Below are 12,672 nucleotides of genomic sequence, written 5' to 3'. Positions count from 1 at the left end.
GTCGTACTGGTAAGGAGTTTGTATGACGTCAGCGATTATTGTCTGTGATAACCTGGTCAAGATTTATAAGGTGGCTGATCTGGAAGTGGTGGCCTTACAGGGGCTGGATCTGGAGGTCCAGCCCGGCGAGATGCTGGCCCTGGTAGGGGTTTCTGGCTCGGGCAAGACCACCTTGCTGAATATTTTGGGCGGCCTCGATAGTCCCAGTGCTGGGCGCTGTCTGGTGGCCGGCTACGACCTGGCTCGTCTCAACGAGCGACAGCGCCTCTTCTACCGACGCTTTGTGGTCGGTCACGTCTGGCAACAGAGCGGGCGCAATTTGTTACCTGAGCTAAGCTTGCAGGAGAACATCGAGCTGCCGCAGCTTTTAAGCGGAGTTGGGCGCCGCGAGCGCCTTCGACGAGCACGTGAGCTGCTCCACTTGATCGGTCTGGAAGCGGCGGCTCAACGCTTGCCCGCTCAGATTTCGGGCGGCGAGCAACAGCGGGTAGCCATTGCCGTGGCTCTCGCCAATCGGCCCCAGGTTCTGCTGGCCGATGAGCCGACGGGGGAGCTAGATACCCAGACAGCGGGGGAGATTCTCCAGCTGCTGCGCCGCCTCAATCAGGAGCTGGGCCTGACCATCGTCCTGGTGACCCACGATCCGGCTCTGGCCGCTAATGTGGATCGGGTGATCGCCATTCGCGATGGGCGCACGAGCACGGAGACGGTGCGCCGTGAGGAGCCACTGGTTAGCGTCCCTCCTCATCTCACTACCGCCAGCGCGGTGATCGCCTTGCCCAGCGAGACCCACCGCGAGTCGGTGCTGATCGATCGCGTGGGACGGCTCCAGCTTCCCAAAGAGGCCCTGGAGCGCATTCCTTTTCACGGACGCGCTGAGGTGGTGATTGCCAGCGACCATGTGGAACTCTGGCCCGTTGGCAGCCTGCTCAACGGGAAACCTACCGTTGGCTCGAACGGTAGCGAGTCAAGGGAGGAGCAGCTGTAATGGAAGAGCAGCTTGGCTTTGATCAGCGCCCTCTGCGCAGCGAACGAGCTTTTCAGTCGCCGGCACCAGCGGTAGTGGAAGCCTACAACGTCTGGCGCGAGTTTCGTAGTGGTCACAGTGTCGTGTACGCACTGCGCGGCGTGACACTACGTATCGAGCCTGGGGAGTTTGTGGTCCTGCGCGGACGCTCCGGCTCAGGTAAGACTACTTTGCTCAATATTTTGGTCGGTCTCGACGATCCCACCGAAGGGGAGGTGATCCTGCTCGGACAGCGCTTGCGCCGCCTGAATGAGCAGGCTCGTGCTCGCTTGCGTCGGGAGGCCATCGGGATGGTCTTCCAAAACGCCCACCTCTTCCCATCGTTGACAGCTCAGGAGAACGTCGAGGTGCCGCTGCGACTGGTGCACCTGGAGCCGAGGGAGCGCCGTCAGCGGGCCCGGGCAGCCCTGGAGCGCGTGGGATTGGCCCACCGTCTGCGCCATCGCGGTCTTGAGCTATCCGGTGGAGAACAGCAGCGGGTGGCCCTGGCCCGCGCATTAGTGCATGAGCCGCGCCTGCTTGTAGCAGATGAGCCAACAGGCAACCTGGATACCACCACGGCCCGCGCGATGATGCAGTTACTACGCGAGCTGGCCCATGAACGCGGCATCGGCCTGCTGATGGCTACCCACGATCCCGAGGCCGTGACGCTGGCCGACCGCGTCCTCGAAATCTCAGACGGTACCCTACGCTAGCCGGGATGACAGCCATAGCATAGGAGAGGAGGTAGAAGCCGATGGCCACCACCGAGAGCAGCTCGCCCGTACAGAGACCTTCGCCTCAGCCAGCAGGACCACCCCGACGCGGCAGACGAGTCCCCGCCTCTTCCATTTTTCGCCTGGCCCAGTGGCGCGCACGGAGTAGCCGCGGCCTGTTGCTGGTCGCCGGACTTGGTATCCTGGCCGCGGTCATCCTCGCAGCTTCCGGGCCACTCTACTCAACGCTGGCCATGACGGCGGGCCTGCGGGCGGTCCTGCTGGCCAGCCCACAAAATCGGGCGGTGCTCGTGCAGGCAACTACACAGCAGGTCAATGCCGCTGTGCTTACTCCTATCACCAGCTCCATTGACCAGGATGTCCGTCAATATCTTGGTCCCTATGTCGGACCGTTACATCTCTCGCTCGATGTTCCCTGGCAGAAGGTGATCGCGCGCGACGGCCAGCGTCTGCATCCTGCGGTCGATGATCTGGCCCTTTTTACGCAGCCTATCAGCCAGGCCGCTCAGCATCTGACCCTCGTCTCCGGCAACCTGCCCCCAGCACTGACACCGGACCAGGCACGGCGTCAGGTGACAACCACTGGGGCCAGCCTGGCGATTGCCCTCAGCCAGCAGGAGGCCCAGCGCTGGCAGGCTCACGTCGGTGAAACACTGGCTATTCAGCTGGTCTATAATCTCCCAGGACTGACGACTGGCGTGGACCCTTTCAACTTGCGCCGCGTCCGCACGCTGACGCTCCACGTCACGGGTATCTTCGCGAACCAGTATCACGGGGCCAGCCTGGACGAAGATCCTTTCTGGCATCAGGAGACTTTCCTCAGCGCTGACCACCAGGGTGTGGGCCTCAACGGCGAGGGGGCCGACTATACGGCCCTGGCCGATACCACGACGCTGCTTACAGTGCTCGATAGTTTCTATCAGCAACTGCAACATGAGCAGAATCCCGCTACGCTTACAACTCAGCCCGTGCTGAGCTGGCTCTATGAGCTGCAGCCAGCTCAGATCACAATAGATCAGCTCCCGGCCATCACCGCCGGCGCGCATAGCCTGCAGCTCGATGTGGCCAATCGCAGCGCCTCGGATAGCCCGGACGCCCTGACGCAGGAACCGTTTGTAATGGGAACAACCGTTCTCCTTCCTTCCAATACACTCCAGGAATATCAGGATCGCATTGGATTGGTAAACATTCCTATCACTGCTGTCCTGATGCTCATCGTGGCGCTGCTGCTCTTCTTTGTGAGCATGATCGCCGACTTGCTGGTCGACCGCCAGAGCGAGGCCATTGCCGTGCTGCGCAGCCGTGGCCTGAGTCGCAGCCAGGTCTTCGCTCTTTTTGCCTGGCAGGGTCTGCTGTTGAGCCTGTTCGCACTGCTCGTGGGCCTCGGCGGCGCCGGGCTGCTGGTGCAGTTGCTGGCCGCATGTCTATTGCCTGCAGGTGGTCCGAGCGTGCTGAGCCTGGTAGCCCAGGATTGGCCGACGCTCCTGTCATCTCTCGGCTGGCCCGCCGGGCTGACCGCCCTTGCCGCCCTGGGGGCTTTGCTCACAGCACTTTGGCGCCCTCTCCGCACGAATATCGTCAGTCTGCGCCGCGAAATGGCACGCTCAACTCATCGTCCGCTCTGGCGCCGCTTTCACCTGGACATCGTCTTTCTACTCCTGATGCTGGCAGGCTACGGCCTCTCGCTCTATTTTGTGAACAGCAATGTGCTCGATGCCCGCTTGCGCCTGCTCTTGCTCTCCCCACTTTCACTGCTCGGTGGAGTCTGTCTGCTCCTGGCTGCCATTCTGGTATTTTTACGTCTTTTACCACAGTTGTTGGCCCTGGCCAGCAAGGTGGCCGCCAAGCGACGCGGGGCCGCACCACTCCTGGCGGTGGCCCAACTGGCACGCTCGCCGCGTCAGCCGGTACGCATGACCCTCTTGCTGGCCCTGGCCACAGCCTTTGCCATCTTCAGCCTCGTTTTTCTTAGCTCGCAGACACAGCGAGCCATCGATGTCTCAACTTACACGGTGGGGGCCGACTTCAGCGGTCCTCTGGCTTTCCCCGGTCGGCTCGATGATCTGGCCGATTTGACCGCCACCTATCGGCACTTGCCCGGGGTAGCGGCCTCCTCTCTTGGTTTTGCTACAACCGCCAGCGCTGGCGGCTCTCTGCAGCTCCCCATTGGCCTGCGTGCCATTGATAGCGCCACTTTCGCCCAGGCTGCACTCTGGCCGCGACAAGGCTCCGACCCCGCGCTCCCCACGCTGATCAGGCTCTTGCAGGCACGCCGTAGCTGGGGCGAGGCCCATCACCTGGTACCAGCCATCATCGATGAAGCCGCTGCCCAGTCGTTGCATCTCTCCACCGGCTCAACCCTGGTGCTCACAGTCACGGCGACGCCGGGTTCGCCGCCCATCGCGACCTCTTTTCTGGTGGTTGCGCAGGTGCAGGCGATTCCTACCGTGCTCTCCAGCCCCCAGGGCAACGTCGCCAACGGCATTCCCGCCGGCGGCGTCCTGGTCGACTACCAGACCTACGCCGATATCTTTGAGGGGCCAGCCCTGGCCGCTGGCAGCGATTTGCTCCCGCTCAATTATGTCTGGCTGCGCACTTCCGAGAAAGCCTCTGATCTGCAGCATCTTCGCCTGCTGCTGGCCAACAGCGATCTAGAGCTGACGCAAGTGTACGATCGACGCACGTTGTTAGAAGAGCTTCGCTACGAACCGCTCTATCTTGATCTCCTTGGCCTGTTGACGCTCGGGGTAACGGCAGCGCTCGTGCTGGCTCTCGTAGGAAATCTGCTGGCATCGTGGCAAAGCGCTCGTAGCCGTCTGCTTCAGTTCGCCGTGCTCCGCGCTCTGGGGAGCAGTAGCCGCCAGCTGGCAGCGACGCTGGCCTGGGAGCAAGGGCTGATCTATGTGATAGCCATCGTCTTGGGAACGCTCTTCGGCCTCGTACTTGCCTGGCTGGTGGTGCCAGCGCTGCTCTTTACTGGCGCTCCGAGTGGTAGCTCCGGTAGCAGTGCCGGGAGTACCGCCCTCTATGTTTCGCAGCGCGTTCCTACGGTTCAGCTCATTTTTCCACCGGCCCTGCTCGCCCTTCTGGCAGCTTTGGCGCTCATCTGCGTACTGGCGCTGATCTTGCTGGTGAACCTGGTGACGCGCCTGACCGTCGCTCGTACGTTGCGCCTGAACGAGGATTAGTGGCCAGCAAAGCAATAGGCGGATAAGAAGCCCGCCAGCTGTCGTCAAAACGAAAAGCGAGCGCGGACGATGCCGATCGTCTCGCGCTCGCTGCCGCTGTTGATCGTGGTCTCCCTACCTGTCGGTTCCCAATCCGCCGGAAGGAGCGACTGGCTGGGTCTCGCCGACCAGTGCACCGGCCTCAACTTCATGAATATAACGCCGGCCACGTAGCAGCGAGGCCACGGCAGCCAGCAGGCAGAGAACTAGCGAGAGATAGAAGACCGCCCGCAGGCCAACCATGAACGGCGAGGCGATGAGGTTGGGGAAGAACATTTTACCGAGCAAGTGGGCACGCTGCGCCGGCGCAATATGCTGCAGCACTGCCGCCGGCAGCAAGGTGGCCATCGGATTGTAGCCCAGGAAAGCGGCGAAGAGGGCCGAGGTAGGCGGCAGATGAGCAATCTTATCTGCCACAGCCGTGGGGACCCCTGCAGCCGCCAGACCCGAGGAGAGCGCTGGCGGGAGAGCGGTGGCCAGACCAATGGTCACCACGCTAAAGAAGATGCCGATGCTCATGACCGTGGCTGAGTTCTGGAAGGTCGATCGCATGCCGGAAGCGACGCCACGCCTGTCCGCCGGCACACTGTTCATAATGGCCGTCGTATTGGGGGCTGCAAACATTCCCTGCCCAATCCCCATGAGTAGCAGAATGAGCGCAAACCAGAGGTAGTTGAAGTTGGCTGGCAGGAACGTCAGGAACAGGAAGCCCAGCGCCTGGATAACCATGCCCAGGGTCGAGAAGAGACGCGCCCCAAAGCGGTCGGATAACCAGCCGCTTAGTGGCCCGAAGGCGATGAAGCCGATCATGAGGGGCAACATGTAGATGCCAGCCCACAGGGGCGTCTCCTCAAAGCTGTAGCCGTGAAGAGGTAGCCAGATGCCCTGCAGCCAGATGATCAGCATGAATTGCAGGCCGCCACGCGCAATGCTGGCGAGCAGGCTACTCAGGTTGCCCGCAGTGAACATGCGGATCTTGAAGAGGTCCAGGCGAAACATGGGATCGCTGACACGCAGCTCGACGAAGACGAAGGCCACCAGCAGGATGATCCCAAGCACAATCGCCAGCATGACCAGGGGATTGGTCCACCCCATCGGCTGGTTGCCATATGGTTCAAGGCCGTAGGTGATGCCAATCAGTAAGATGGTAAGGCCCAGGGCAAAGGTAATGTTGCCCAGCCAGTCAATCTTCTGATGGCCGCGAAGGGTCGCTGTCTCGCGCAGCATCCAGTAGGCCCAAACGGTTCCAAAGAGTCCAAAGGGCACACTGACCAGGAAGACGACCCGCCAGTCGATGGTCGCTAGAATACCGCCCAGAATCAGACCTATGATGGAGCCGAGGATCGAGGCAATCTGGTTGATACCCATCGCCATGCCCCGCTGATGCGGTGGAAAGGCATCAGTCAGAATGGCCGTGCTATTGGCAAAGAGAAAACCACCGCCCACACCCTGGATGAGACGGAAGATGATCAGCTCCAGGGCCGCTGTGTTGCCTTTGCCTGGCGTCAAGAAGAGGAGAATGCTCCCCAGGGTGAAGATGGCAAACCCCAGGTTGTACATGCGAACACGCCCGAACATGTCAGAGATGCGCCCAAGGGTCACCAGAAGCGTGGCCGTGACAACCATGTAGCCTAGCAGCAACCAGAGGAAATAGTTGGTCTCCCCAGGCGCTAGCGGATTGATGCCGATGCCGGTGAAAATCGCCGGGAGAGCAATCAGCAAGATGCTGGAGTTGATGGTGGCCATCAACATGCCTAGCGTGGTGTTCGATAGCGCAATCCACTTGTAATGGGGACTAAGCTGGGGTTGCTCCCCGCTCACCTGTCCCTGTCGCTGTAGCGTCTCACTCCGTGCCATACCGCTCTCGCTCACCTTCTTCCTGCTCTATTTACTCTTCATACAATACATTTCACTTTATGAATACAATGACTAGAGAAAAAGGCTGCCAGCGTCGGGGATAGCCTCCAGCCACGGATGTTGAACGCGCCAGCCCGGCCCGCTCTTGCTGGCCCTGTCACCGGGCTGGCGCGCGCCACCCTGCGCCGCTGTCACGTTGCCCTCGCTGCCTGGCAGAGCACTCCTAGCCTTTGCCTGAGGCTCGCTCGTAAGGAGGACGCAGATCGCCGGGACGTCCACTATAAGGAGCCAGGCCCGCGCCTGGACCGAGTTCCTGCTCCGGCACACTCAGACGACGCGCTTTGCGCTCCAGGGCCAGCACGATCAGCTCGACGACACTCTCTAGATCAAGCACATCCGTATTGACCACCAGGTCATAGAGATGCGCATCGGCAGGATGCCGCCGATATTCGGTCTGCAGATAGCGCTCACGATCATGGTCCTTGCTCTGGATACGCGAGCGGGCCGCATGCTCATCCAGGCCCTCACGGCGCATCACGTAGGGCACACGCCTCTCCAGCGAGGCGACAATGCGCACATGCAGGACATCCCGCCGCTCTCCCAGTACTACCTGAGCCCCACGCCCGACAATGACGACGTGTCCGACGGCAAAGGCCCCCTTGATGACGCGATTGACGGCTTCGCGATATTCCTCAGGGTTGGTAAAGAGGGCCACCGGCGTGCTCTCATCATAGATGGCCGGATAAACCGCCGGCGCAATTCCCTGCATGCTGGTCAGGATGCGCGAGAGAAGACCCTCGACGCGCTCATCCCGCGCTGCCGCCTCCTCCTCACTAACCCCCAACTCACGTGCCACCTGTACCACTACTTCGTGATCCACCAGATGCCACCCCAACCGCTCAGCCAGCCTTCTGGCAATCTCCCCTCCGCCACTTCCATATTCACGTGAGATGGTCACGGCTCTCATCTGGTCAATGCTACCAGACTCTCCGCTCATACCCTCCCTCCTTGACCTGGCCGCTGTGCCAACGCTCTTCACGCGCCAGCACGCGAAAGCGACCGGCCTTTAATTTGATATTCAAATTATCTCACTTACCAACTATACTACATTCAAACTAAATGATCAAGGTCAGCAGGACAGCGATTCCTGCAGTTGCAGAGTGGGAGGGCAGAGAGCGGATGCAAGGTGCAGGGGAAGCCGGGCAGGTGTAGTTAAGGCTGATGACGATCCCGGAGAGGTAAGCAGGGCAGCGCAGGAAAGGGAGCCCGGCGGAGAACCGGGGAGCGACGCGCCTTTCTCACTGGGTCGCTGGACTATATTCGTAGGCGCCAATATCGCAAGCACCCTGCTGGGGCCGTGGGAGGCCGCGCTGATCGGTCTTCACGTCGCAGTCGGCGGCAGGAATGCGGTTGATAGCAGGGCTACCGATCAGCAAGGCATGGGTCTGTGTAGGCCCTCCGTTAGCGCGCAACTGTGAATCAATGGCGAGCGGTGTTGAGCCTGTGCCCACAAGATCAAGATGGTGGCGTTTAAAGGGATCGAGGAAGGTGGCTCCCGCGGTCCGCTGAATGAGGTTATAGCCCCCGCTCGTCACCTGGCCCACCAGGTCGGGATCTTGATCAGCTGTATTAGCGGCCACCAGCGAGTTCAAGAGGGTCACCTGCGTACTGTGTCCGCTCTCTGTGACGACAGTCAGGCCGCCGCCGGCAGAGGCATGGTTGTCATAGATCGTGCAGAAGTCGAGACGGGCACTGCTCCCGTCGACGAGCAAGCCACCCCCAAGGCTCCCCCGTTTTCCCTGCGCACTATTCTCGGAAAGGGTGGAATTGACCAGCGAGAGCTTCGTCTCTTGCAGTCCTACCCCAGAAGTTGGGGGCAGAGCTAAGATCCCTCCTCCCTCAGCATCGTCGGCAAGAGACTGAGCCAGGTTATTCGCCACGGTGCTGGCCGTCATAACCAGGTTGCCCATAATGGCGATGCCACCGCCGCTGGCAGATCCGGAGGAGGTCGTTGAGACAGCTACGTTCCGACTGATGGTACTGTTGTTGATCACCAGTTCCCCTTCGGCAAGCACCCCGCCCCCCACAGCCAGGTCATCCTGAGTGCTGACGCGGTTGCCGGTCACGGTGCTCCCTATAAGGGTTAGCTTTCCACTCGCTCCCCCTGACAAGACGAGACCACCCCCAATCGCAAAGTGAGCTTTTACGCTGTTTCCTGCGACCAGGGTATTCTTCAGGGTCACCTGGCTTCCCGAGGCCTGGAGCCCTGCACCCGCCCCCTGCTGGGCCGCAACGATGCTGTTGTTGACCAGTCGCGTGTTCGTAAGCTGAACGGTGCTATCGAGGGCAAAGATCCCACCGCCATAGGCATGCTCCAGGCTGTCGACTTGGTTACCAGAGACAATGCTATCAGTCATGGTCAGTGTACCTTTGAGGCTCACGATGACCCCTCCGGCGGCATCGTTCCCACCACGACCAGTGTCATTGACGCTATTATCCGTGATTTGGCTGGCGCTCACGATTGTCTTGCCCCCATCGTTGAGAATGGCGGCAGCATGGGCAGCCTGCCCTCTGTTCTGGATATGCGTAATGACGCTCTGCTGCAACGTCAGTTCCCCTTGCCGGCTATTGTCAATGGCACTGCCTCCAGCCTGCTCTGAGCCGCCGCTGCCATTGAGCGGCGGGATGGCAATCTGCGCAATGCGGCAGCGCTGTAAGGTTAGCTTCCCCTGATTGAGAAAGAAATCCCCTGGACTGGGCTGTCTCTCGCTGAAGCTGAAGTCGCTGAAGGTGACGCTTGTCCGAGCCAGAATGCGGATGGCATAGCTGGCTTCAAGGCCAGGCTGGCCGCTAATGGTGAGCCTGGCAGCTCCCGGGCCACGAATGGTGAGGTTCTTGCCAATATCAAGATTGTGCGTGAGAGAGAGAACGCCGCTCAGTCCAGGCTGCACGCTGATGGTCTGGCCAGGCTTCGCCTCGGCAATGACCTGGCGCAGCGAACCCGGCCCGTCATCTTGGAGCGAGGTGACTTGCAATGGAGCTACCTGTTGATAGAGTAGCCAGCCAGCCGGAATGAGGAGAGCCAGAATGAGGAAGATAACCAGCACCAATCTGACCCGCGCCAGCGTACGCGCCCGCTGACTGGCCCGTAGAAAAGCCGCCTCTTGGGCACTGACAGGCGTGCGTTCCTGCCAGCGCAGGGCCTCCTTGAGCTGCGAGCCCCGGTAGAGACGGTCCCGCGGCTTGCCACGCCGCCACCATTCCTGCACATCAGCACTGACCCGCTGCTGGAGAGGAAGATCTTCGCCAGCCTGCCGCACCCAGTCCACCAGTCGCGGCCATTCCTGTAGCAGGGCCTCATGGCTGACCTCTAGCGTCACTTCTCCCGCGCGACGCTCAACCGTCAGCAAGCGCGCCGCCACAAAGGCTTGACACGTCTCTTGCATTAGACGAGTCTGTTGCTCGTCTGTCAGAGCAAATTCACTCTGACGAGCCTGGCGACGCAGGGGCGCCAGGCCCTCGCGCCCTGGCTGAATTAAGCGCAGGAAGAGCTGGCACGCCAGGAAGCGATGACGATCAGTGGGGAGTCCAGCGTAGGTGGCCTCGGCATGACGTGCCAGGGCTCCGCGTACCCCTCCAATGGCCTCATAGGCCCGCCGCGTGAGACGGTTTCCACGCCGCTGCTCAAAGAGCTGATCAAGGGTGAATTCAAGCAGGGGCAAAGCACCAGGCTGGTCGCGAATATCCAGCAGCAAATCGGCCACCAGATCTTCATCGAAGACGAGCTGGACGTCGGGCAGAAGAGCCGGCTGCTCGATGACGGCCCGCAGCTCATCGAGAGTCATGGGGCCTATCGGGCAATGGGCTGGCCCCTGCAAGAGCTGCGCCAGGGCAGGATAGGCCAGAGGACGATCATAACAATCGGCCCGCAGAGTGAGGAGGAGGATCAGCTTGCCGTAAGGGACAGAGACCGCTGTGGCGATCAGCTCAATGAAGCGCCGCCGCTCAGCTTCGGTGACTTCGGGAGAGAATAATTCTTCAAACTGATCAATCACCAGGACAACATAGGGATGATCAGGAGCCAGGGTCAGGGCCAGACGATGCAGGGCAGTACTATCTCCCTGGACCAGGGTGGTGTGGATCGCATCCTTCTCTTGCTGGCTTCCACCGGCGGCCAGTACTTCAGCGAGCGCCTCTAATGGCCGATAGGCCGGCCTGAAAACGGCCAGATAACGCCAGTTTTGACTGCCTGGCAGCGCCCCCGCTTGCAGCCGGGGAAGCAGGCCAGCCATGAGGAGGCTCGATTTGCCAACTCCAACACCCCCAATGAGCGCCAGCAGACGCGCAGCCGAGGAGTGAGATGGCTCCCTGCCCAGCAGAGCAAAGAGCCGCGATAACAGCTCCTGCACGAGCCGTTCACGTCCAAAGAAATCACCTTGATCATCTTGAGTAAAGGCCCGCAGCCCTTTGTAAGGATTGCGTGTCGCTATTCTTCCAGAAGTCAGTATCTCTTTTTTCTGGCTCTGTCTTCCCCCCTGTTCATCCTTGATCTGGCCGATCAGCTCATCCAGGGCCTGCCGATAGCGGAGACCACTTCCATCGCTCAGGAGGGCTGGAGGCACAGCCTCGATTAGCTGCCAGGTGCTCCCAGTGGGGGGCGGCGTGCCGACGAGGAGATAGCGTACTGGACGCCGATAGAGGTGGGCCATTTGCAAGAGCTGCTCAGAAACAGGCAGAGTCTGATCCTGAGTAGTAAGCGCTACCAGCAAGAGCTGAGCCGCCCGCATCGCCTGCCGGAGTGCTAGCTCTCCCGCTTGCTCACAGCTGCGGGCCATGATCACGGTCAGACCACGCTCCTGCAGCGCTTGCTGCAAGTGCTGACTGGCCGGAGACTGCTCATCCCCAATCGCGAGAATCACGCGCCAGTTGCGCTCACCGTCCCCAGGTCCAGGCGGCACAACTGGCAGTAGCGTTTCTAGGTCCAAGGTCAGGCTGCGCTCGACATCCGAATCCGACAGTGCCTGCTCGGCAGCCCTGCCCAGGGCGCGAGCGAAAAGGATGATGGCCGGATAGCGCTCCTCCACTTTCTTGGCCAGGGCACGGAGAATCACGCGGTCGACTGACTCTGGCAGTGAGGGATCGTGCTCGCGTAGTGATGGCGGCTCTTGACTGAGGTGCTGGCCGATCAGCTCAGCACCTCGGCCCTGGAAAGGCCGCACGCCACACAATAGCTCATAGGCGATGACTGCCAGGGCATACTGATCGCTGGCAAACGTTGGCTGACTGCGGAACTGCTCAGGGGCCATATAGGGCAGCGTGCCAACCAGAGCAGACTCCCCAGCCGACATACCATCCTTCCCTAACAGTGGCAGAGCAATCCCGAAATCGCTTAAGAGCAGCCCTTCTCTCCCAAGGAGGATATTGGCCGGCTTGACGTCTCGATGGACAATATCATGATCGTGGGCATATTGCAGAGCGCTTGCCAGCTGGTAGACATAGCTGACAACAGTTGCAAGAGGAAGACGCGCACCGCGCGCATGCCTGTCGAGAAGGGTCCCCCCCGGCAGATAGTCCATGACCAGATAGGGCTGTCCACGCTCGATGGCAAACTCATGCACGGGCACAATGTGTTTGTGGCGCAGGCTGGCCAGGATCTGGGCTTCGTGCAAAAAAGCCTGCTCATCCTCTTCTTTCAGGAGCTGTGTGAGAACCTTGATCGCAACCTGAGTTCTCAAGTAGAGGTGCTCAGCCAGGTAGACTGCTCCATATGATCCGCTGCCTAGCAGACGTATCAGACGGTAATTGCCAAGTCGCTGGCCCTGGCGTATCATTGCCAGGCTCCTCC

The 12,672-nt window shown here is 60.7% G+C and carries 6 protein-coding genes; 3 read left to right on the top strand and 3 right to left on the bottom strand.

Features of this window, described 5'->3' with window-relative positions; genetic code table 11:
* Positions 1-22: 22 nt before the first annotated feature.
* Genes N688_RS07935 through N688_RS07925 form a run of 3 tightly spaced genes read left to right on the top strand, consistent with a single transcriptional unit; the run spans position 23 to position 4,931 of the window.
* The gene (locus N688_RS07935; RefSeq protein ID WP_052888782.1) at positions 23-988 is read left to right on the top strand and encodes an ABC transporter ATP-binding protein; all 966 of its coding nucleotides are present in this window, start codon (positions 23-25) and stop codon (positions 986-988) included.
* On the top strand, positions 988-1,722 hold the full coding sequence (locus tag N688_RS07930) for an ABC transporter ATP-binding protein (RefSeq protein WP_081838636.1): 735 nt from the start codon (positions 988-990) through the stop codon (positions 1,720-1,722). The genes N688_RS07935 and N688_RS07930 overlap by 1 nt, the downstream gene beginning before the upstream one ends.
* 41 nt (positions 1,723-1,763) lie before the next feature.
* A complete protein-coding gene (locus N688_RS07925) occupies positions 1,764-4,931 on the top strand; it encodes an FtsX-like permease family protein (RefSeq protein WP_052888781.1) in 3,168 nt (1,055 codons plus the stop codon).
* Between the two features lie 114 nt (positions 4,932-5,045).
* Here N688_RS07925 and N688_RS07920 read toward each other — a convergent pair whose 3' ends face one another.
* The 3 genes from N688_RS07920 to N688_RS07910 all read right to left on the bottom strand — a co-directional run bounded on the left by N688_RS07920 (position 5,046) and on the right by N688_RS07910 (position 12,658).
* Positions 5,046-6,827, bottom strand: coding sequence for an MFS transporter (locus tag N688_RS07920; protein WP_052888780.1), 1,782 nt, complete (start codon positions 6,825-6,827; stop codon positions 5,046-5,048).
* A 223-nt stretch (positions 6,828-7,050) separates the two neighbouring features.
* Positions 7,051-7,824, bottom strand: a complete 774-nt coding sequence (locus N688_RS07915) for a cytidylate kinase-like family protein (protein ID WP_052888779.1) — start codon at positions 7,822-7,824, stop codon at positions 7,051-7,053.
* Positions 7,825-8,125: 301 nt separating this feature from the next.
* Complete coding sequence (locus N688_RS07910) at positions 8,126-12,658, bottom strand: serine/threonine-protein kinase (protein WP_052888778.1); 4,533 nt, start codon at positions 12,656-12,658, stop codon at positions 8,126-8,128.
* Positions 12,659-12,672: the final 14 nt, after the last annotated feature.

Source organism: Thermogemmatispora carboxidivorans, assembly GCF_000702505.1.
GTDB lineage: Bacteria > Chloroflexota > Ktedonobacteria > Ktedonobacterales > Ktedonobacteraceae > Thermogemmatispora > Thermogemmatispora carboxidivorans.
The sequence above is the reverse complement of the archived record's forward strand: the minus strand, read 5'-3'. Positions and strand labels throughout refer to the sequence as shown.